At 39.2% G+C, this 23,692-nt stretch carries 16 protein-coding genes and 1 pseudogene; 11 read left to right on the top strand and 6 right to left on the bottom strand.

The window, feature by feature from the left end:
- Positions 1 to 39 precede the first annotated feature (39 nt).
- Entirely contained in the window at positions 40 to 681 is a 642-nt protein-coding gene (locus tag U3A58_RS16755) for a hypothetical protein (protein ID WP_323825347.1), read from the top strand.
- On the opposite strand, the gene hrpB is transcribed toward U3A58_RS16755, so the two are convergent.
- From hrpB to U3A58_RS16725, 6 genes are all read right to left on the bottom strand, one after another.
- A complete protein-coding gene (gene hrpB, locus U3A58_RS16750) occupies positions 678 to 3,164 on the bottom strand; it encodes an ATP-dependent helicase HrpB (protein ID WP_323825345.1) in 2,487 nt (828 codons plus the stop codon). The genes U3A58_RS16755 and hrpB overlap by 4 nt on opposite strands.
- Before the next feature lie 143 nt (positions 3,165 to 3,307).
- The gene (locus U3A58_RS16745) at positions 3,308 to 6,040 is read right to left on the bottom strand and encodes a DUF7133 domain-containing protein (RefSeq protein WP_323825343.1); all 2,733 of its coding nucleotides are present in this window, start codon (positions 6,038 to 6,040) and stop codon (positions 3,308 to 3,310) included.
- 141 nt (positions 6,041 to 6,181) lie between these two features.
- Positions 6,182 to 6,568, bottom strand: coding sequence for a response regulator (locus tag U3A58_RS16740; RefSeq protein WP_323825341.1), 387 nt, complete (start codon positions 6,566 to 6,568; stop codon positions 6,182 to 6,184).
- Positions 6,561 to 7,574, bottom strand: coding sequence for a response regulator (locus U3A58_RS16735; RefSeq protein ID WP_323825339.1), 1,014 nt, complete (start codon positions 7,572 to 7,574; stop codon positions 6,561 to 6,563). The genes U3A58_RS16740 and U3A58_RS16735 overlap by 8 nt, the downstream gene beginning before the upstream one ends.
- Positions 7,575 to 7,584: 10 nt before the next feature.
- Positions 7,585 to 8,010, bottom strand: coding sequence for a response regulator (locus U3A58_RS16730; protein WP_323825337.1), 426 nt, complete (start codon positions 8,008 to 8,010; stop codon positions 7,585 to 7,587).
- A 7-nt stretch (positions 8,011 to 8,017) separates the two neighbouring features.
- Complete coding sequence (locus U3A58_RS16725; protein WP_323825335.1) at positions 8,018 to 12,922, bottom strand: PAS domain S-box protein; 4,905 nt, start codon at positions 12,920 to 12,922, stop codon at positions 8,018 to 8,020.
- A gap of 525 nt (positions 12,923 to 13,447) precedes the next feature.
- On the opposite strand from U3A58_RS16725, the gene U3A58_RS16720 reads away from it, so the two are divergent.
- The 10 genes and pseudogenes from U3A58_RS16720 to U3A58_RS16675 all read left to right on the top strand — a co-directional run bounded on the left by U3A58_RS16720 (position 13,448) and on the right by U3A58_RS16675 (position 23,427).
- Positions 13,448 to 15,415: a GAF domain-containing sensor histidine kinase gene (locus U3A58_RS16720; RefSeq protein WP_323825333.1), complete on the top strand. Its 1,968-nt coding sequence runs from the start codon at positions 13,448 to 13,450 to the stop codon at positions 15,413 to 15,415.
- Positions 15,405 to 15,821: a response regulator gene (locus U3A58_RS16715; RefSeq protein ID WP_323825331.1), complete on the top strand. Its 417-nt coding sequence runs from the start codon at positions 15,405 to 15,407 to the stop codon at positions 15,819 to 15,821. The genes U3A58_RS16720 and U3A58_RS16715 overlap by 11 nt, the downstream gene beginning before the upstream one ends.
- Before the next feature lie 197 nt (positions 15,822 to 16,018).
- On the top strand, positions 16,019 to 17,116 hold the full coding sequence (locus tag U3A58_RS16710) for a nickel-binding protein (protein ID WP_323825329.1): 1,098 nt from the start codon (positions 16,019 to 16,021) through the stop codon (positions 17,114 to 17,116).
- 276 nt (positions 17,117 to 17,392) lie between these two features.
- Complete coding sequence (locus tag U3A58_RS16705) at positions 17,393 to 17,794, top strand: group I truncated hemoglobin (RefSeq protein ID WP_323825327.1); 402 nt, start codon at positions 17,393 to 17,395, stop codon at positions 17,792 to 17,794.
- A 25-nt stretch (positions 17,795 to 17,819) separates the two neighbouring features.
- On the top strand, positions 17,820 to 19,211 hold the full coding sequence (locus U3A58_RS16700; protein ID WP_323825325.1) for an FAD-binding oxidoreductase: 1,392 nt from the start codon (positions 17,820 to 17,822) through the stop codon (positions 19,209 to 19,211).
- Between the two features lie 115 nt (positions 19,212 to 19,326).
- Positions 19,327 to 19,713 (top strand): cupin domain-containing protein, encoded by a 387-nt coding sequence (locus U3A58_RS16695; RefSeq protein ID WP_323825322.1) that lies wholly within the window; start codon positions 19,327 to 19,329, stop codon positions 19,711 to 19,713.
- Between the two features lie 437 nt (positions 19,714 to 20,150).
- A pseudogene (locus U3A58_RS16690) lies at positions 20,151 to 21,068 on the top strand (alpha/beta hydrolase).
- Positions 21,069 to 21,116: 48 nt separating this feature from the next.
- On the top strand, positions 21,117 to 22,136 hold the full coding sequence (locus tag U3A58_RS16685) for a zinc-binding alcohol dehydrogenase family protein (protein ID WP_323825320.1): 1,020 nt from the start codon (positions 21,117 to 21,119) through the stop codon (positions 22,134 to 22,136).
- Positions 22,137 to 22,678: 542 nt separating this feature from the next.
- Complete coding sequence (locus U3A58_RS16680) at positions 22,679 to 22,915, top strand: hypothetical protein (RefSeq protein WP_323825318.1); 237 nt, start codon at positions 22,679 to 22,681, stop codon at positions 22,913 to 22,915.
- Between the two features lie 164 nt (positions 22,916 to 23,079).
- Positions 23,080 to 23,427 (top strand): hypothetical protein, encoded by a 348-nt coding sequence (locus U3A58_RS16675; RefSeq protein ID WP_323825316.1) that lies wholly within the window; start codon positions 23,080 to 23,082, stop codon positions 23,425 to 23,427.
- The last annotated feature ends 265 nt before the right edge of the window (positions 23,428 to 23,692 follow it).

The following is a 23,692-nucleotide window of genomic DNA, read 5'->3' as shown; positions in this document are numbered from 1 at the left end:
ATTTTTGTGTTTGTATCATAGAGCATAAATGAGATTGTTATGAGAAAATTGGACGTTGTTTGCCTGCACGATGAGTTTTTTACGGATCATGGATTTGTATTTAACCAATCTCAATTGTTTTTTGAAAGGGAATTTGCACATGGAAAGCAAGTTGTGTTCGTACATTATGTAGAAGGATCGAAGGGAAATTACCTGGCATATCACGTGGCTATTCGCATCAATGCTGTTGAGGAATTGATACAAAAATACCTTCCAGCACCAGTTAGTTATGCGGAGCAATCGATCACGCTTACCCAAACACCGCATAATTTGGGGAATATATACCCACAAAGAATGATCATATCGGATGAAAATGAGTTGTCTGAAGTAATTCATTCAGCCGAAGACTTCTTTTTAAAGTCTGGTTTTCACTGGTTGGATCAGATGATTGATCCTGTCAGCCTTGAGCAGGAATTCCTTCATCAAAAGGAGAATTTTTTTGAACCTTTTAATTTAGTGGAATCGGCTTTTCGATCTACTGCATTAAGTAGGCTCTATAATGCTAAAGATTATCCCGTCCTCCGTCAATTCTTCTTAGAAAAAATCAACAGCCAAGAAATGACGCCTTATAGCATAGCATCATTTCTAAAATTCTTGAATTACTTGGATAATCTGGATAACCCTGTGTCTGCAGCGGCTTAAGACCGTCTCTTCACACCTCGAACGGCAGCGGCTGAGATAGGATCTTCCGGCCATTCATGCTTGGGATAGCGTCTTTTCAGTTCTTTCTTCACTTCGAAATAACCATTCTTCCAAAAGCTTTTCAGATCCTGAGTCAGCTGCACTGGCTTGTATCCTGGAGAAAGCATCTCAATTAAGACGTTTATTTTTCCATTGTTGACCGTAGGAGTTTCCAACAACCCAAACAATTCCTGAAGTCTCACCGCAAGTAGCGGGATATCCTCTTTTCTATATTCCAATTTGATCTTACTTCCTGAAGGGACTTCTATGCATTGTGGAGCAAGCCGTTCCAATGTATTTTGCTGCTCAAAAGCAAGGGATTGCATGAGTATTTGACTGATGTTTAACTTTCTGAAATCATCATTTTTCTGGATTCCTTCACAGTACGGTGCTATCCAAGTTTCTGGTTTTTCACAAAGTGACGCGATAGACCAATCAGGCCAATTCTGTTTTGGATCCCACTGTTTTAAGGATTGCACTCGCAAAATTAATTGTTCCACTTCTTCATTGAAATCCAATAAATACTCGCCATCCTCACGGATGGCTTCCATTATCGCCTCTGTTACATCACCAGATTGATATTTTGCCAAAGGCCGGGTGCCAAGGATAATAGATCCTATCCTAATCTCAGAATGAGCCTGAAGTCCGCCTTTTTTTCTATCCCATTTCAATACTTCTTTGGTCTTCAGCATGGGAGCCAAATCTTTTGGGTTGATGGGAGCAGCCATCCAGATTTTCCCCATTCCTTCCCGAGCATCCACGTGGGCCACGGCAAGCCATGATTCATGTGCCAGCTCATCCTTGTGACCAATCTGAGCAATTTTACCATTGGCCAACTGGAACTGGGCATTATTGCCTGGTCTGGCTGCTGCTATCCGCTCAGGATATGCATAGGCGAGTAGCAAACCTGTCTGCCATGGATCAACCGGGCCATTATCAGGCTGTATAGAAAACATCCTACGATAGGATGCAGCCATCTTTTCTATTTTCTTGATTCTAGGGATGCTCACATTATGTTTGCGAAATCTCCGTAGGGCTTCGATTCTCAAATTCAAATCTACACCCGCATCAGGCCCCAATGGATCACGTTCATCCAAAATAGCCGCTATATCGGTAGCCAAACCCAGTTGGTCGATTGCCTCTGCATTGATCAGCATGTGGCCAATACGCGGATGGGTAGGCAACTTATGAACTTCCTTACCGTGTGGTGTCAGTTCTCCATCCACTATAGCTTCTATGGATTCCAATGTCTTTTCTGCCAATGCCAAGGTGCCTGCGGGGGGAGGCGTAAGCCAAGTCATAGCGCGAATGTCCTGCTTGCCCCAGGCTTTCATGTCCAGCACTAAACCTGTCAGGTCGGCTTCCATCAATTCAGGCGTACGGTAATCATTGAGTTGATTTTGAATGGCTTTAGTCCAAAGTCTATAGCTATGACCCGCGGTCAATCGACCTGCTCTACCACTTCGCTGCTCTGCCGAATCCTTGCTGATTCTATGCAACACCAGTCTGGAAAGTCCGGACCTGGGATCAAACTTGGATGATTTGGCAAAGCCTGAATCAACCACCACCGTTACCCCCTCGATGGTTAGGGAAGTTTCTGCAATATCTGTGGCAAGTACAATCTTTCTTTTCCCCGAAGGATGGGGCATGATGGCCCTATTCTGATCTCCGGATGATAATTGCCCATAAAGAGGCAGCACCAGATCATCCGGTAATGCCTTTCTCAAAATCTCCAGGGCTTTTCGAATCTCTCCTTGCCCAGGTAGGAAAACCAAAAAATCACCGATATGAACTTTAGTCAATGGAATAATCTGCCTAGCTGCATCTTCCCCAATCGCATATTCATCTACCTCTTTCATGTAATTCACTTCCACGGGATACTGCCGACCCTTGCTCTCGATCACGGTGGACGTAAGCATTCCTGAAAGCATCTTGGCATCTATCGTTGCGGACATCAGCAAGATCCGCAGCTCAGGCCTTAGGACTTGCTGCACCTCACGACAGAGAGCCAGCGCCACTTCAGAATGAAGATTTCGCTCGTGAAACTCATCAAAAATTACCAGTCCCACATCTTCCAGTGCATTGTCCGAATGAAGCATGCGGGTTAAAATCCCCTCCGTGATTACCTCTAGTCTAGTATTAGCAGAAATAGCTGATTCAAAACGAATCCTATAACCAATAAGATCCCCCAACTTGGTATCCGTCATGGATGCCATACGCTGGGCGATGGTCTTGGTGGCTAATCGCCGGGGTTCCAGCATAATAATCTTCTTTCCAGCCAGCCAAGGCTCATTCAGTAAAGTCAGCGGTAGCAAGGTGCTTTTTCCCGCACCGGGAGGAGCCTGGACAATCAAAGAATTAGCTTTGGAAAGCTGGGATTGTACTTGTGGAATAATCTCCGCTACAGGGAGGTCAAAGGAAAGTGGATCGAAATCTTGAAGCATGGGCGGCAAAAATAGGATTTCTTGGGTAGAAAGGGAATTGTAGGCGTTAGTAGTGTGTGGTAAATTGTGAGAAACAATGACATCTTTAAAAGAAAGTTTGCCCTATCAAGGTTTTAACCTATTAAGAATTATAGTAAATCAACTCACCTCGCAAATAGTGTCAGTTGCTTCATAGCCCATGCCTCATCGCCATTTTCAGTTACTTCTATTTTCAGAAATCTTGCATTTTCGCCGGACTTCCACTGGATAGTATTCATCCCTGCTTCTCTGGATCCATCGGCTACTTTAATCCAGTTTTTGCCATCAGAAGAAATTGAAACGCTGTATTTTCTTGGAAACTCTTTTTCGCCAGCGTTAAACTGAAGCTCCGTTAAGTTTCTTTCTTTGGGAAGCTCGATCTGGAACCACATGCCGGATTTCTGGGGACCATCTGTTTGCCAACCCTTGAAACTGAAAGCATAAGAAGGATCTTTGGTGGAGCCAACTCCCTGCAATGCTGTGCTGCTGGCTGTGATTTTCCAATTATCCTGTAGAGTAAGTGCCTTTGGGATTTCTTCTATAAGCTCATCAAACTGGTAAGTTCCATCCCTTCCTTCTGTTTCTTTTCTTAGTTGAGCTACAAATTCCGGACTCACAAAGCTTCCAGAATTGCCGAAATCATTTCGTATGTAGGATACCACAGAAGCGATATACTCGTCATCGTTGCTTTCCATGGCAATCATTACACCTTCATATTCCTTACCTTCGAGCGCACCTGTGAGCCCATGGAGAAGGGTTTTAACAGCATACTCCGGATGGCTCATCAATCTAGGAGATCCTGAGAAAGCTGGAGCAATCAACTCTCCTCCGCCTGTAGGTGTTCCGAGTCCCTTTACACCATGGCAGGTAGAGCAGTAGCTATCAAAAATGCTTTTACCCTTAGTGAATAATGCCAATTCCTGTGGTGCATATTGCGTAGCTGCTAATTCTTTCTCTTTTGCCATTCGCTCCAAAAGCTGGGTTCCAACAATTTGAATCCCTTCGGATTGATTCTCTTTTAGGATAGTATTGATCAACGCTTCTACTTGGTCAATATTCAATACATAGGCACTAAGTAATGCTTGCAGTGCAACATCTGTGGATGAGTCTTTGATCATTTCCCTGTAATCCGCTGCCAAACTCTTCTCCCCATATTTATAGAGACTTTCACTTGCTCTGAGTGCCTGAATGCGAATCTGAGGACTGGAATCTTTCATCAGCTTTTTGACCATAGAAAGTTCAAGGGAATTTAATCCCTCAAGAGTCCATAATGCATGAATGCGGGTCAGTTCGTTTTCAGAAGTGTTTAACAAATTTTCCAAATCTTTCACCACTGATTTATCCTGATTGAGGATGATTAGCTGCTGGGCCTGATCTCTCCACCAGCCATTTGGATTGCTAAGATGGCGAACTAGTTCGGCAGAAGTCTCTTCGTACATTCTTGGCTTCTCCTTGTTTCTTTCCATTCCCTCATAAGTCAATCTCCAGATTCGGCCATTGCCAGCGATGTCATCCATTTGGTACTGTTGGATTTTGGTACGCAAGTAGCTTCCATCCTGGGTCCAGTTGCCCTGTTGTATGATTCCACGATACATATCTACGATATACATAGTGCCATCGGGAGCCGTAGCGATATCCACTGGTCTGAAAAGTGGATCTGCAGATTGGATAAACTCGGATTGAGCCTCTCTGTAGGGATTTTGGAGGTAAGAAAGACCTTCTGACTTTTCTACCTTAACTTGACGGACAATGCGTCCTACTGGCTCACCATAGAAGTATTGATTTTGAATTTCCTTAGGAAGTCGATCTCCACGAAATACATCATTTCCTGCAGATCCAGTCACATTACTAAGCGAACCATCAGGTTTGGTTTCACGCATTCCAGGTTGGAAATCCGCTAATTTAATCAAGCTAAATGGTTCTCTAAAACCATCTTTGTACTGCCCTTTTACCCCAAAATTGCCATAGACAAGTGGGAATTGAAAGTTTTGAGGCACTCCGCCAGCTCCGTCCTGAAACCAAGTCTGTCCATAATTATCTTGAGTTACTCCCCATTGACCGTATGGATTTCCAGCGGATTCTTGGATTACTCCGTCAGGAGTCCAGCGGATTCTTCGGGAGTTATAGGTGCTATACATCCAGTTGTCCATGGTCCAAGTCAGGAAGCTGGTCTGATGCTCTACGTTGCCTGATCTTCCCAGCCCTGAGGCGAAGAGCTCTTTTTTGTCAGCCTTCCCATCACCGTCTGTATCGGTGTATTTATAGACATTGTCCTCATTTGACTCCATGGATAAAATGGTGTTTTTCCCAAAAGGAACTACATATCGAGGAAATACAAGGCTGTCTAAGAAAATGACACTTGTTTCGTAAACGCCATCATTGTCCTGGTCTTCCCATCTGGAAATTCTTGAAGTAGGCATCAGCTCTCCATTGGCGTCGATGTCCTGCATGTAGGTTCTTAGTTCCAGTACATACATGCGCCCATTTCCGTCAAACTGAATAGCTGCAGGTTCCCTGATCTGAGGTTCGGAAAGGATAGGCTCTAGTTTATAGCCCGGCTGAAGGATAAAGGTTTTCAGTTCCTCATTGGCAGAGAGAGGTATTACTGGCGGTTGAGGACTTAGATCTATGCCCTTCCAAACTGGAGATTCCATATCTGCATCTTCAGGTATACTGATGGCAGGGTAGGGAGCTTCCATTCGTTTTGGATCCATGGAGTCAGCCGGAGAAACATCAAAAGGGGATTTTTCTGGCGTGCAACCGGAAAAAAAAGCCAGTGATACGCCACAGGAAAGTATTAACTTATTAGAAATTCGCATTAGAGAAATAAGAATAGGTTGATCAAAGTTTGCCTTCATTTTCACAAGGATTGACAAAATATGTGATTATTGGGGAAATGGCTGTACCGAAAAAATAAATATGGGTTTTTTTCTACTGCAACTTTTGATTGGCGTAGGATTTTTGCGAAACTCTAGCGCAAATGAGTCTCGATTATTATCTCATTTAAATGGTTGGTTCAGTATCTCTTCGTAATCCTTATTTTTAATGGGCTTGGAAATAAATTTAGCCACATTAGTATAGGTGCTGGCTTTGAGTAAATCTTCTTCATCCGTGGAGGATGATACTATGTAAATTTTAATTTTAGCACAAAACGATACCTGGGCCAACTCATCAAGAAATTCCCAGCCATTCATGACAGGCATATTAATATCTAATAAAACAATAAATGAATCTAAGGCATTAAATTCCTTCGTCAGAAACTCAAGAGCTACCTTTCCATTTAAATGAGTAGAAATAGTAATATCTGTTTCAAATTTCCTAATCAATTTAGATGCAATTAATTGGGAAATAGGATCGTCATCGACTAATAAAATATTTTTATTCATTTTTTGAATTTATGGTTTTAGATTCCTTTACCATTTTACATATAATTTCATCCAATTCATTTGCAGATAATTTAAGCTGCTCGAATAAAAATTTCACGTCTTTATTAGGGACTGAATCAATTTCCAGCAGATTTACCAAACCCATCAGCCGTGCTAATGGAGCTCGGGTTTCATGTGATTGTGTCCAAGCTATTTTTCTTAACTTATCATTTTGACTTTCAATCACGTTCATGTGATGTAGTTTTTCTGTTATATCATTGGCAAGCACTAGCGTGGCTTTACTAGAGTTATATTCAAAGAATCTGCTGTAAATTTCTACTTGTATTTTTTCGCCGGATTTAAGCAAATGAACAAATATTCCACTAAAGAATGTGTTTTTGATAATACTTCTTTCGGCTAAACTCTGATTCAGAAATATATTTTCGCTTGTTGGACGAATATCTTTAATTGTCATCTTGAGAAATTCATCTCTGGAATAACCATATTTTTCAATAGTAGCTTCATTTACATCCAAAAATAGCAGCGATTCATTATCAAATAGCCACATGGGTTGTGGAGTGAAATCAAACAAATTTTGATAGGTATTTTTGGAATTTTCAAGACCTATAATGAAGTTTTCTCTTTCTATCGCATAAACAACTGTTTTATAAAGTATCTCAGGGTTAATTTCATCCTTCAATAAAAAGTCAGAAACTCCCTTAGCGAGTAAAGCTCTTGCTAGGTTTAAATCTGTATATCCGGTAAGAACAATTATTGGTGTGTTTTTGAAAGTTTTTTGCACGTTATCTACTAATTTTTCTCTTTGCAGATCTTGAAGAATTAAGTCCAATAAAATTACAGAGAATTTTACATTCTCATGTAATAGTTTTTTACCATCAGAGAAGCTTTTACAATGCGTTATTTTTATGGCAGTAAACTTTTCTAAAAGGAAATCTTCTACTAGCAAATAATCTCCCGGATTATCTTCTATAACGAGCACTTGTATTAATTGACCAGTATCACTCATTGAATTTAATTTATTTAGCTAAAGTGGTAAGTTGGATCCAGAATTCCTCAATTTTCAAGACCGCCTTCAAAAAGTCTTCCAGCTCAATAGGTTTTACTATATAGCTATTAGCATGATTTTGATAGGCCATATTTATATCTTTTTCATTTGATGAGGTCGTTAACACTATCACAGGTATTTTTTTTAGTTTTGTGTCAGTTTTGACTTCCTTTAATACATCTAGTCCTGTGATAATGGGGATATTGATGTCCAATAATATTAGATCCGGTTTCTCTGCCTTTTCATATTTTCCTCTATTATAAAGGTAATCCAGCGCATCTTGTCCGTTCTTAACTACACTAATTTTGGTTTTTATTTTGCCTTCCTCAAATGCTTCTAAAGTCAAAACAATATCACCTTCATTGTCTTCCACTAATAGTATATGTACTTTCTTCATTTTTCTTTCATTTAGGGATAGTAAAATAGAATTTTGATCCTTCATTAATTTTGGATTCAATCCAAATGTTTCCACCTAAAAACTCAATTTGTTTCTTTACAATGGATAAGCCAATACCTGTACCTGCAAATTGATCTCTGTCGTGTAATCTTTGGAAGATAACGAAAATCTTATTAAAGTACTTATTGTCTATGCCGATACCGTTGTCTTGAATACATATCTCCCAGAATTCATTTCTGTCTTTACATGAAATCTGGACAATAGGCTGTACATTATTCTTAGAATATTTGATCGCATTATCTAACAAATTGTGTAATACTTGTACCAAAGGAGTAGTGTAGGTTTCAATGATCGGTAGTGTATCAGTAACTAATACAGCTTTTTTTTCAGCTATTACTTTTCGTCGTAGAATTTTATATTCTTCTAAACACTGATTCAGATCAATGGACTGCAGTGCCTCCTGAATTTTTCCGGCTCTTGAATATTCCAGGAGATCAAGGATGATTTGCTTCATTCTTTTAGCACCATCTATGGCAAACTCAATATATTGATGCGCTTTATCATCCATCTGATCGCCATATTTCCTTTTCAACTGATCCATAAAGCTACTCACCATTCTCAGTGGCTCTTGTAAATCATGGGAGGCGATATAGGTGAATTGTTCTAATTCTTCATAAGCGCTTTCTAGTTCTGTAAGTTTCGTTTGCAGAATATGATTTAAATCTAATAGCTCTTTCTCATGGTCGATAATGTAAGTTATATCTGTTATCGCACCAATCATCCGTATGGCCTTACCAGTAGAATCTCTTATAATAACGCCTTTATCAAGAACCCTTTTTATAATCCCTGAAGGATGATTTATTCTATATTGAAATTCCCATTTAGTAACTTCTGGATTTAACAATGCATTATTAACGCTTTCTTTTAATTTGGGTAAATCGTGCTTGTGGAAATTTTTTTCGTAGAATTTCAAATGATTCTGTGTGTAATCTATCTCATACCCGAATAAATCTATGAATTTATTCCCTCTGTAGAATTTATCATTTACTATATCCCAATCCCAAATGGCATCTGCAGTGGCTTCGGTAGCTTTTTCAAATCGCTCATTTGCCTCTTGGATTTTCAAATCAAACTCTTTTTTGTTAGTGATATCCTTAAAAAATACAGATAAGCCATCTGAAGAAGGGTAGGCAGTCACCTCAACCCATTGTTGTGAAGTTTCATAAAACTCCTCAAAACTTACAGTTTCCTGAGTTTCCATGGCATAGTGGTACTTTGAGTAGAATTTGGTGTCAAGCATATCCGAATACTCCTCCCAGAGAGATCTGCCAACAATATCCTCCCTTTTTTTACCGAAAATCACTTCTGCAATGCGGTTCCAGTAAGTTACAATCCATTTTTTATCCACAGCAAAAAAAGCATCCCCGATACTTTCAAGGATTTTATTTTTGTCTTCTAGTAATTTTATTTGATTTAATTCAGCAATTTTTCGTAAATGGATGTCTTGAAAGCTCCCAAATATCTGAACTACCTTATTGTTTCTGATTTTAGCATTTCCAATAATTCTGACCCATCTGTCATTTCCTTTGGCGGTGAGTAAGTTTAATTCCAGATCAAAAACTTCCCCTGTTTGAACGAGCTGAGTCATAGCTTCTTTAAGAATGGATCGGCTAGGTTCTTTATGTAAATTCAGCCCAAATCCTAATGGAGGGTCAAATGCTTGATCAATTTCAAGAATGTCTTTAAGAAGGGGAGACCAATACATCTTTGGATCTTTATTTCCCTGCAGACTCAACTCCCAGCTGGCTACTCTGGCCATCTTTGAGGCCGTGGCAAGAAGCTCTTCCGCTTCTTTTAGATTGGTAATATCCAATATAATAGAATCCCAAATGGTACTTCCATCGGCTTGCTTTCTAGGTGTGCCTGAGCCTTCCAGCCACTTGATTTTGCCATTAGGTGATTTGCTTCTAAAATGCACATGCCAAGCTGTCATGGAAGTCATAGACTCATTTATACTTGCTCGAACCTTATCTAAATCCCCAGCTTCACTGATTTGATCCCATATCAGTGCATTATTCTTCATTCCTGCCTCCACGTCTATTTCCCAAAGTTTCTCAGAGCCTTTGGACAAGTGCAGTAGTTGGTCAGTTCCGTCAGGAAATAGTTGAAACTGGACAATAGCACCTGGAAGATTGTTGGCTATGGATTTTAATCTTATTTCCGTGGTTTTCTTTTGATTTATATCTTGGAAGCTGCCATAAATTCGCACAGGTTCCCCATTCATCATTTCTGCCCTTCCCATTGCTCTTACCCATACCTCCTTGTTTTTGGTCGTTACGATAATGGCTTCGAAATCAAACGATGAACCGGATTTTATGCATTTCCCTAGCTCTGATTTGACTAAGTCATGGTAATCGCTGCGATAAAAATCAATTGCATTTTGGAGATTGACTTGCAAATTCATGTCAGCTTCATGTATTTCATATACCATATCAGACCAGTACAAGGTCTGATGTATCATGTCTATTTCCCAGCTCCCAATACGGGATAGTTGATTGACATTCTTGAGAAGACTAGCAATCTTGATTTCCTCTGATATATCCTTTCCTACATAAAACACAAGTCCGTCCTCAATGGAAGGAGAGATGTTCCAACTGATTGTTTTTATCTCTCCAGTTTTAGTGATGTATCTATTTCTTAAATTATAAATAGGAGCCCCCGATGGTAGCTTGCTCAATTCTTCTTGGGTTCCTTCCACATCATCTGGATGTATAAACTCAGAAAAAGGCTTAGATGTGAGCTCCTTATCTGAATATCCAAGCAATTTAGAGGTATAAGGATTTACAGTTTTAAAAAATCCATCGAAGCCAGCGATGGCTATTACATCTGGAGCAAACTCAAATATCTTCGAAAGCTCAATTTCTGTTTTCTTTCTTGCGATCTCAGAGCCTATAAATAGACCGAGTTCCCTCAGAATTTTTACAATCCACTCTATATTTTTGGTAGTTGATTGGGTTCCAAATTGAAGAACTCCTATGAATTTGTCATGATAATTCAATGGAAACCCTACAATCGTTTTGATTCCTGCCTTATCGGCTCCAGTAGATCTAGTGAGAAGCTGGTGATTTTCCCCTTTATTTTCCCAGATGATTGACTTATTATTCTCCCAAATTGATCCTGGTAAACCATGGCCTTTTTCGAAGACTCTATCTTGTTTTGAATTCCTGTAAAATATAGTTGCTGCCTCATCTTTTTGATGAAACGCTTTCAGTTCAAGAAATCTTTCCTGTATATCGGTAAGCCAGATTTCACAAAAACTAAACTGTCCGAGAACAGCAACTTCTTGACAAAGTTTAGTTAAAGCGCTGTGTAAATCAAACTCCTCATTAAAAAGGGCACTCGTTTTAGCAGTTAAATCTTTGGCTATTTCGAGATTTTTCTTTTCCGTGACATCCCGCTCTATAGCAAACCAATGCGTGTAGCAGCCGCGCTCATTGGCAACAGGAATTACGGTGAAATTTATCCAGAATTCCTCTCCGTTTTTTTTATAATTTACCGCTGTTATTTCATAGGGTTCCCAATTCCTTAGTGCTTTACCTAGCTTTTCCAACGCCGCGTAATCAGACTTGGGACCCTGAAGGATTCTGGGTGTTTTACCTATTACTTCCTCCCGAGTATATCCGGTAAGTTTGGTGAACGCATCATTGACATACACTATCCTAGGCCCCGGCTTATCTTGTGGTTCTGCTTCTGTTATTAAAATTATGTCGTTTGCGTTCGTAACGACAGTTTCCAGCAATTTTAAATGTTGGGTTTCATTCCTGGCGGCAGTAATGTCTCTGGAGTTTGCCACAATTCCTCTAATAGAAGGGTTGTTTAGCATATTTGTCAACACCGTCTCTACCCATCGCCATTCACCGGCCTTGTTCTGAAATCGAAAAGGCTCTATTACCACCCGGCTTTCGGAGAAAATTTTGTTTAAACCATCCAGTGCCTTTTCAGTATCTTCAGGATGAATAAAGTCAAAGGCATTTTTTCCAATAAACTCATCGGGGCTCATGCCTAGAATACCCATAGATGTGGGACTAACATAGGTGTACACTCCTTCCTGGTTCAAAATCGCAATTAAGTCTGAGCCTTCTTGTACTAAGGACCTGAATCGATTCTCACTCTCCAGCAGCAATTCTTCCTTTTTGATTTTCTCGCTTGCATCTCTAGCTACACAATAGAACGTTTTTGCTTCAGGGTCATACCGGACCGACCATAGGTTAAATGCGACGCCTCCATCTTTTCGTATGTATCTATTTTCAAAAGTGGTAAAGGTTTTTCCCGAAAGTATTTCACTGGTAACTACAATTGTTTTGTCCTTGTCTTCGTCAAGTACAAAATCAATGAAAGGCTTTCCTACCAACTCATGTTTTTCATAACCCCAAAGCTCCTTGCAAGCTGCACTGACCTTTATAAAATTACCATCCTGTGAAATAGAACAAATGACATCCAGTGAGGCATCCAAAAGTTTTTCTGCTTCGTTACTTAATCTAATGGTAGAAGTAATATCTCTGGAATGACAGGCTACCTCGATTACCCGCCCTTCACTGTTTTTTATAGGATTAAACCTAATAATACTAAATTCTTCGGTTTTGCTTTCAGGGTTATAGAAACTTTCCTGGATTTCAAAAATTTCTCCAAATAATGCACGAGCATAGAATTTCTTCCATTTTATTTTATATTCTTCGCCAAATTCTTCCACAATTACCGGATCGCCTTCTTGGAGCTCTTTACCTGTGAAAGACTTAATCACATTTTTGTACGACGCATTGGCAAAAGTAATGCTGAGAGTTGAATCTATAATCCAGTATAAATCAAGGCTTTGCTCAATAAAGCTGGTTAAATAATCTTTTCCTTTCTTCATAAATGCCTAACTATTATACCTGCTTCAATGTTCTATTAGGATCAAAGTAGCTAAATAATTAATGTGAAAAAAGGAAGATAGCGGGAGTATGTTTTTTTATAAAAATCAAAAAAAGGATTGATAGTTAAATGTGCAAAATCCTAAAGCCAAAATAGGATTCCGCTATACCCAGCAAATAATTTTTGTTTTGAAGTACGGAAGAGATAAGAGGGATTCCTGAATCATTTCTGCTTAGAAGTTAAGGAAAGGTAGTTTATAAGTCATGGTGCTGCTTGTATATTCATAAAAGGTATCCTGACTAGATTCTCCATTCCCTCATCCCATTTTCATGAGTAAGATTTAAGCAGTATCTTTTAGTTTTGGTTTTATTAACTATATACTATAGTACAACTAGAGCATTGATAATTATTCGACTGCAGTTTTTTGGTAGAAAAAAAGGTATTAATTTAACAATACTAATAATAAATATAATTCTTTCGTTAAAGAGCGTTTTTAAAGACATGAAATACATTTATACTGAGTCCTATGTTTCCGACGATCAAAGAGTACCATATACTTGATACTGAGCCTTGCTATCAATTTGACAAACTAACTAACATTGCTGTAAAAATTTGTAATGCAGATGGAGCGTTTATTTCATTCTTTGATGAGGACAGACAGTGGTTTAAGTCCAGGTTGGGCTTTGACGATACAGAAACTAGGGTTTCAAATTCCATTTGCCAATATCTGATCAAGGAAAATCTATCCTACCTGCATATTCCTGATTTAAGCTTGGATGAAACCTTTAAGGAGCACTCAGCTTTCCTCGATTCGGGGGCAAGATTTTATGCGGGATTTCCCATCATTGCACCTGATCATTCCATTTTGGGCAGTTTTTGTGTATTTGGGTATCAACCGCAAAAACTAGATGAAGTACAGTTGGAATTCCTCAAAACCATGGCTGAACAGACAATGGTTTTACTTGATATGCATAAGACTAACACTGCACTAGCTATGGAAGCTGCACAACTTGAAAAAAGAAGAATTGTAACTGACACAGCTGCTATCATCGGGAAATTGGGAGGATTGTATTTGGATAGGAGTGGAAAGGATATTTTTTGGACTCCTTCAAATAATGTCTTGTTTAATCTATCGATAGATTATTCCATGACATTTGAGGAATTTGAATCGGGCAGGTTTCAAATTGCCCAATCAGTTTTACCATTATTTGAGAGAATCAGGGATTTTTGCAATTCTCAGACCGCTTCCTATGCTAAGCTTTCATTTGAATACGAGGCTAATGCTAAAGTGATTGAGGTTCAAGTTGAGCTGATTGACAGGGAGTTACATGTGGTATTTCATGATATTACAGTGGAAAAAGGGTTGGCAGAGCACCTTCGAATGAGTGAAATGGAAGCTGTTCAAACTTCAAATAATTATAAATCGTTAGTTTACAATTCCACCTTCTACATCTGTAAAGCAGGAGTGGATGGCATTCGAACCTTTTGCAACGATTTTTATGCCACTGAATTGGGTGTTAACCCACTACAAACTTCAGGGGAAGGGATGGAATTTTTTCACGCCGTCACTCCAGCCTATTTAGACTATGCCAAGGAAGCATTCTTCAAAGTAGCCTCCGGTAGTGAGCCCAAGCGAAGAGTATTAGTCAAAGAAACAAACGCTAATCAACTAGAGGTAACTAATCTTTGGGATTTCATAGGGCTTAAAAATCCACAAAATGAACTGACGGAGGTGTTATGCTTGGGCTATGATGTTTCCGAATTGGAAAAGAATAGAGCAGAAGTACAAATGCTTGCCGACTATACAGCCTTCCAGAATAAGAAAATCTTAGAATATAACTCAATTGTTTCTCATGACATCCGGTCTCATGTAGCCAACGCCGTAGGCTTAATCAGTTTGATGGATTTAATCACTGATCAGGATGAGCATCAGAACTATTTTAGACTTTTGAAGAAAGAAATTAAAAAAGCCGACCGGACTATTATAGCTCTGGATAGATTTACTTCGCTGACCTCAGTTTTTGAAAGTGGGAAGGAACCGGTATCCTTATATAGTTTGATTAAGGAGGTTTTGGAACTATTAAGAAAAACCAAACCACATGCCCGCTTCACTACGGTTAATAAAATACCGATTGACTTAGTTATGTTTTCGGTCAGAGAATACCTTGAAAACGTGTTTTTAAATGTATTTGCAAATTCTCTTAAAATGGTTTCTCCAGAAAGAGAATTGCAGATTGAAATTGATGCTGAGCAGATTACAAATTCAATCCTACAGATAAAAATCAAGGATAATGGTATAGGGATTGATATGAGGCAGTATGGAGAGGAGTTGTTTAAAATTCAACGACCTCTCAAGGACTCGCAATACGGAAATGGGATAGGACTTTATCTTGTCAAAAAGCAAATTGAGACTTTGGGCGGCCGGGTTAAAATAATGAGTGAAAATGCCATAGGAACTACTATTGTTTTAGAGTTTTTAAATTATGAAGAGTAAACTATTAATTATAGACGATGATCAGGTCTCCTTATTGATTGCCAAGAAATATTTGATTGTTTCGGGCTTCGAGGAGTTTGTACATGAAATATTAATTTTCAATAAGGCAATAGACGTCCTGAAGGCATTATATGTAGCTGAAGATAATTTGGAGTTGTGCCAAATGTGGATTTTATTGGATATCAACATGCCGAAAATCAGCGGATGGGATTTTTTGAATAGAATAGAAAGTATGAAACTTGAGAATGATGTAAAAGTGATCATGCTTACTTCGTCCATCAACGAGGAAGACAAGATTAGAGCGGCATCATTCAATTCTGTATATGGCTATATATCAAAGCCCTTGGATATACAAAAGTGCAATGAGATCAAACAAATCATTCTAAAATCAGCGAATGGCCTGTAATTTCTAATCGTATTTCACGCTTACTTGATTAACTTTAAACAGTAAGTGGAGGAATCCATGCCGATTTTCATTTACCTAGCGGATATACTTTACCGTGCTTGCCAAATTCAACAATAATGCAAAGTAATTCCAGAATAGTTAACTTATGACTGGGATGAGTAATAGGTTAATTTACCTCTTCAAGAAATAATTCAACAATGCCTATATACATGGATCGTCACGATGTTTCTGAAGCTGTTACGGCGGAGATCGTGGCTCAAATTCACCAAGAGGATTTAAAAATCCAGCATAAATATGGCTGTCGGGGTTTGACCTATTGGTTTGACGATGTCAGAAAAACGGCCTTTTGTCTGATAGAAGCTCCGAATAAGGACGCCATCATTGACATGCATAAAAAGGCTCATGGAGAGGTGCCTCATCAAGTCATTGAAGTAGATACAACTATCGTCGAATCATTTTTAGGCAGAATAGAAGATCCGGAAAAATCACAAAATACGGACTTAAATATTATCAACGATCCGGCTTTCAGAACTATAATGGTGGTGAATATAGAACATCATTCCTTTCCCAACCATAATCCTTTCTCAAGCATCACAAAAGTACAGCAGGTTTATTTTCAGATGATTGCCATTTTAAAATCATTTGAGGGCACCATCGTCAAGCAAAGTGGGGAGGGCTTTTTACTATCATTCCGTACCGTAACCAATGCAGTGCTATGTGCTCTAAAGATTCAGGAAAAATTTAATAGTTTCAGGATCAAGAATCACCTTAATTTCGCAGAATTGAATATCGGTTTACATGCCGGAGTGCCGGTAACTGAAAAAAAATCGATTTTTGAAGATACCATCAAATCAGCCGAACGCATGAGTTATATATCACTGGCTGAGATTGTGGTTTCCACAGAAGTACAACAGCTGTACGAAAGTGAGAATTTAAGTACAGTGTTGAATCAAAATCTTGTGCACATGCTTTCTTCTGGGGAGATTAAATTCATAAATAGCTTTATGGAGTTCACTGAAAGCGAGTGGCAAAATACCGGGTTAAAAGTGGATGATTTCGAAAAACACATTGGAATCAGCAAATCCAAACTTTACAGGGAAATCACCCGGTTGACAGGGAAATCACCGAATGTTTTTTTACTTCATTACAGACTTCGAAAATCGCTGAATCCCTTGCAACGGCATCAAGGAAATGTAGCTGATGTAGCCTACAGTTCAGGATTTAACAGTCCTTCGTATTATGCTAAATGTTTTCGGAAAAAATACGGGATCATGCCTTCCGAATTAGTCCGGTAATAATTCTTAGCTTTTTACATTTAAAATTAGCCCTGCTGTGCGTATCTAGTTAGGCTGATAGGAATACACTTAGCCTGCGTAAATCAAGGCTATACTGCCAGTAGCACTTCTGCGGAAGCCTCAGGCCATTCTCCCAGAGTTAATGCCAGATCCTGCTTTGAATCGATTGTGCTTGCAGAAGACCCAAATTTGCTATTGCATGTACTTTACTAGCAGTAGATTTAGTGTTATAGAGAAACACTTCTAATCAGGTTTATACTAACTACAATTAGCTATATGATGAACACCCAAAAAACGTCCCTGACAACAAAAACACTTTTCGCAAGATTAGGCGGAACATTAGGAATTACAGCCATTGTTGACGACGTAATTGCAGCGCACATGGTTAATCCAACTATAAATGCACGTTTCAGGCCTTACCTTGATCAGCCTGAGCGATTGGCAAAAATCAGGCAACACACCATTGATTTTTTTAGTGCCGGCAGCGGTGGTGCGGTGGAGTACAACGGCCGAGATATGCCCACTACGCATCATGGAATGAATATAAGTGCCGAGGAATATATGAATGTTGTGGACGATATTATGGGGGTTTTGGACCAACATACTATTGATGAAATATCTAAAAAGGATGTGCTCGCCATTCTCTGGTCACTTAAAGAGACAATAATGAATAAATAGTGGAACACTTAGATAATTAGATCTTATGTCAAATACTACAATCACACTTCAAAAGGAAAATCTGGAGGCATTAGCAGGAGCAATCAGAGGAGATTTGATTTTTCCCGAAAGCCCGTCTTATGAAAATGAGCGAAAAGTCTATAACGGGATGATAGCTAAAAAGCCCGGGCTGATCATAAAATGTAGTGATGTGGCAGATATCATTGCTGCAGTTAACTTTGGTAGAGAAGCTAATCTGCTAACTGCCGTTCGTGGAGGTGGTCATAATGCAGGAGGCTTGGGTATTTGTGATGAAGGATTAGTTATTGATTTATCCAGGATTAAAAATGTCCGGGTAAACACAGCTGACAGTACAGTACGCGTGGCTGGCGGTAATATATGGGGGGAAGTGGATCATGCTACCCATCCCTTTGGCCTGGCTGTCCCATCAGGGATAATCTCTACAACAGGCGTTGGCGGTTTGACATTGGGCGGAGGTATAGGTCATCTGTCCCGAAAGTATGGATTGACCATTGATAATCTTCTTGAAGCTGATATGGTTTTGGCAGATGGGAGCTTTGTAACAGTCAATAAAACCCAGCATACCGATCTTTTTTGGGCAATCCGAGGGGGTGGAGGGAATTTTGGTATTGTAACTTCCTTTAAATTCCAAGCCCACCCGGTCAAGACAGTTTACGCAGGCCCTACACTTTGGCCAATTGAAAAAACAGAAGAAATAATGGAATGGTATCATGGGTTTATTCATGACGCACCTGATGAGCTCAATGGATTTATCACGACTTTAAACATCCCTGGCCCTCCATTCCCGCCCGAGTTACATCACAAAAAATTCATCGGTATTGTATGGTGTTATTCTGGAAATAGTAAAAATGGCCCGGAAATATTCAATTCGGTAATGGATATGAACCCTATATTTGAACATGTAGGAGAAATGCCCTATCCCTCTGTGCAAACCTTATTTGACGGACTATTCCCTCCCGGACTACAATGGTACTGGAAAGCTGATTTTTACACAAATATACCACAGGAAGCAGCTGCTGTCCATAAAAAATTTGGATCAGAAATACCTACACCTCTGTCACAAATGCACATGTACCCACTCAGCGGTGCAGCAAGCCGGATAGGTAAACATGATACGCCATGGGCCTACCGAGACGCTAAATATGCAGGTGTAATTGTGGGAGTTGATCCGGACCCCGCAAATGCAGAAAAGATTACTAGTTGGAGTAAAGCATATTGGGATGCGCTTCATCCTTACGCTGCAGGAGGCACTTATTTAAACTTTATTATGGATGAAGGGCAGGAACGAATTAAGGCTAGTTACCAGGATAATTACGAAAGGCTAGCAAAAATTAAAAACAAATACGACCCAGATAATTTTTTCAGGGTTAATCAAAATATACTACCAGCTGAATAGGCTCAGCTTTTTGACTTATAGTCAATAGCAACAATAATTAACTACTTATTGCTTGAAATGGATGCAGCAATACCGTTTATTAAATATCATCCATAACCTACATAAAAGAACACAAATGAAAATTGCAAAAGAGAATATCGAAGTTAAAATGCAAATTCCCGGTGCTATAATCCGTCAGAAAACAGATTTTGGCGATGCAAGCGGGTTAGGTAAAATTAGTGGAGAGTATTTCAGTCTTTCTGAAGGAGTAGATACTACCCCGCTGTTCATCGGACTTGAGGGCAACCAATGCCAATGTCCGCACTGGGGGTATGTTTTAAAAGGTAAAATCACAACGACCGATGCCAAAGGCATTCAAGAAACTGTAAATGCGAACGATCTGTTTTTCTGGCCTGCCGGGCATAATGTAAAGGTCAATGCCGATGCGGAGATCATCATGTTCAGCCCACAACACGAGCACAGTCAGGTAATCAATCACATGATTGAGAAAACCAAAGGTTAAACCTTCAGAAAATCACATGGCACTCTTAGTTTTAGTTGAATATTTTAAGTGTATAGACACTTTAATATTACTTTTGACTATTGAGGTAAAACTAGAATAGGATTTAGCTGTGGTATATATTCCAGCTATCCTGATGATCTATTTTCAGATACAGAATGTGTAAGTGTTTATTTTACAATTAGTTAACTGATTTTTGGTACAAGTACCAATTAATAACTTCTTCTATATAACTATTACGGTTTTAAATTCTCTTTTTAGAAGAGTGGTTTTTCGACTCAATTTCAGGTTTCAATCAGTATAGTCCGCTGGGGACACCAGCTGAGACAAATATTAGATCGGCAAGCTATCCTCAGATATTCCCTGATCACCGGGCGGCATTTAAAGTAAATGCCCCAGAGGCAAACAAGTTGCAACTGGATTTGGGAAAGAAATACGATATGGTGAAAAATGGGGAAGGAATATGGGAAGTGACCACGGATTCCCTTAGTGAGGGATTTCATTATTATTCTTTGATCATTGATGGTCTGGCGGTTGCTGATCCGGCAAGTGAAACTTTCTATGGAATGGGCAGAATGGCCAGCGGAATTGAAGTCCCATTCAAAGGAGATGGTTATTATGAGCTTAAAGACGTTCCACATGGTGAGGTGGGAAGAGTCCGGTACTTTTCTAGTGCATTGAGAGCATGGAGACAGTTTTTCATTTACACACCTCCAGGATACGATTCAACTATTTCGGAGAAATATCCTACTCTGTATATTTATCATGGTGGCGGGGAAGACGAGACAGGTTGGGCAAGGCAAGGGAAAACTGACTTGATCTTGGATAACCTGATTGCAGAAGGAAAAGCTAAGCCCATGCTTGTGGTGATGGCTGATGGAAATATGCCTGCAAGTGCTTTTACAGAAAATGGTTTAAAGCAATTTGAAAGAGAGTTGAAAGAAAGTCTCATTCCTTACATCTAAAAAAACTACAGGGCTAAATCCGACCCCCAGAGCAGGGCATTGGCAGGACTATCCATGAGAGGGATACAGACTTTATATGCAGGAGTAAACAATACTGATCTTTTCGCTTATCTCGGGGTATTCAGTTCTGGATGGATAGCCTCAAGACTAACTGAAATAACTGATGCCCAATATGCATTTATGAAAAACAATGCAGATAAAAACAATGCAGATCTTGCTGAGTTTTGGATTGCTATGGGAGGTAAAGAAGATATTGCCTATGAAAACTGTCAGGTAATGATGCAAAAATTTGATGAAATGAATATAGACTACACCTATTCAGAATATCCCGGAGGGCATACCTGGCCTGTTTGGAGAAATAATTTATACAACTTTTCCCAAAAATTGTTTTAGACTGTTGATAAGTCTAATTATATAACAAACAACTCACAAGGAACACCAATGAAAACAGTAATACTAAAGGAGCCGGGAAGCTGGGAAGTAAGTGAAACGAGCGTAGACAGATCTTTAGAGGATGACCAAGTACTTCTGAAGGTCCATAGAATAGGTATTTGTGGTACTGATATGCATGCCTTTAGAGGTAAACAACCATTTTTTTCCTATCCCAGAATACTAGGTCATGAGCTAGGACTGGAAGTTGTTGAAAAAGGCAGACTGGTATCTCGTGTGAAAATTGGAGATAAATGTGCGCTAGAACCCTACTTTAATTTCAAAGAAGATCAGGCTGTGAAATTGGGTAAAACAAACTGCGGAGAATTTATTTCAGTATTCGGAGTACATCAGGATGGTGGCATGCAGGAGTTTATCAAAGTGCCTGCCAGGTACCTTCATAAATCATCAAAACTCTCCTATGACCAATTGGCTTTAATTGAGCCTTTAGGAATTGGATGTCATGCGGTAAGCAGAGCCAATATAACTTCTGAAGATAAAGTTTTGGTAATAGGAGCAGGACCCATTGGTTTGGCTACCATGCAATTCGCCACTATCAAGCTGGCTAAAGTAGCTGCTTTGGATATCAATGAAGACCGTTTGCGGTTCTGTATGCAGAATTTGGATCTTGAAGGAACTGTGAATGCAAATTCTACTGATGTTATCGGGCAATTGAGAAACCTATTCGATGGTGACCTCCCTACTGTGGTAATGGATGCAACAGGTAATGAGCATTCCATGAAAAATACCTTGAACTATGTCGCCTTCGGAGGAAGAATAGTTTTCATCGGCCTTTACCAAGGTGATTTTACGTTTTTTGATCCACTGTTTCACAGAAAGGAAATCACACTGCTTGCCAGCAGAAATGCATTGGGAGCTGATTTCGAAGAGATTATATCTCTTATGGAAGAAGGCAAGGTGGCAACCGACCATTGGATTACCCATCGCGTACGCTTTGATGATTTACCTAAGCGATTTGAATCACTTCTTAACCCTGAATCTGGCGTGATTAAGGCTATGGTGGAGCTATAGACTTCCACTAAATAACGTTGTCAATTTCCGTTTTATTTGCTGTTGTCTTGGTTCTTTTGAAGAGGCGAAAGCGCCCTAACTGGTTAGCCCCCTTCCTTAGAAAATCAGATGAGGTGGCAGGAGATGGAATATTATGCCTTTGTCCATTTCTCTGTAAATACCTTTTTTACTAATCAATTCATGTGTTTATAATTTGTTTTTTTTAAGGTAGCATGGAATCTCACATGGTAGATAATCATCCCAGTGTGTGACGCTTGAGTCACGCTCGATTTCATCTCATTATACCATTTTGTATATTTTAGTTAATTCTTACTACCCTATGATTTTAAATTTTATTCAGCTTATCTCAGGGTTAGAATGTATCAATCTGTGTAAATAGTGACACATATACGGATGGGGTAATCCAAATAAAAATTTTAGTATAACTTATTTTCTTTCATTTGGCTCAATAGGGATGCATTTAATCCTTTTCTTATGGATTGAGTATTGAGGTATGGATTTTGGTTTTAAAAGTATATTATAATCACTAAACTAATCATACTATGGACACCAAAAGAAAAGAAGGCAACGTTGCCAAAACTATTGAATCCCAAACAGCAAAAATTCCATCTGATGTATTTCTATGGTCTGCGCTCTCCGCAATGGGAGTATCTCTTGGGCTAAAAATTTTCAAACAAAATAAAATGGCTTTGTTCGTCGGCCAATGGGCTTCCCCATTTTTGCTATTAGGAATCTATAACAAGATAGTTAAAGTAGAAGGGTCTGATAAAGACAGTTGATAGGATAAGTCTCGTGGGTATGCTTTTTCTAAAAAGGAATCCCAATGAGGTTACTATTTTGTTGTATGTAAATCCAAAATTTCACTCTGGATAATGACAGTTCTATATACAATAGGGGTCAATATCCAGAGCTGAAATTCCAACTGATTGATGAAATATATTTTATGCATTATCATTTAGCAGAAGTAAAGAAAATGGAATCTGATGAAGTAAAATTGAATTTGTGGAAGTTCAGTTCATGGATAAAAAGTGCTGATCCAGTAGGGCAGGGGTTTCCTTCCGAGGAAATAAGTCCCAAACCAAATGAACCTGAGATCCTTTCAGATCCTAATTCGCCCAAAGAAGAGGAATATCTGCCGGGTGAGGAGGAGAATCCGTTGGAAGATCCCAAGAGGGAAATCGATGATCCATATCAACCTGACCGCGAGCAGGATTTTCCACCGAAAAGGGAAGAAGAAATACCACAAGAAGAACCTAGAAAATTCAGGGCGGAAAATATTCCGACCTTTTAATGACTTGTATTTAGTAGCACATAACTGCAATGATATTTATTGAGAGAAATACTAATTCAACATGGAATATTCAACCTTTATCCTTTCTATTTAAACACTCAAATTGAAGGCTAAAGCATAGTTGGCGTGATCTCTTATAATAGAGCTGATAACGTTCTCAATCTGATGAAATTTCAATTTAGAACTCCCCATAAACTTGATGTGCAATGTCTCCACTGGCTTTTCTTCAAGCTTTTCCCGGTACAGACTTATTTTAAAAACTGGA

It is taken from the genome of Algoriphagus persicinus (genome assembly GCF_035156415.1).
In the GTDB taxonomy this organism is placed as follows: Bacteria; Bacteroidota; Bacteroidia; order Cytophagales; family Cyclobacteriaceae; genus Algoriphagus; species Algoriphagus persicinus.
The sequence above is the reverse complement of the archived record's forward strand: the minus strand, read 5'-3'. Positions and strand labels throughout refer to the sequence as shown.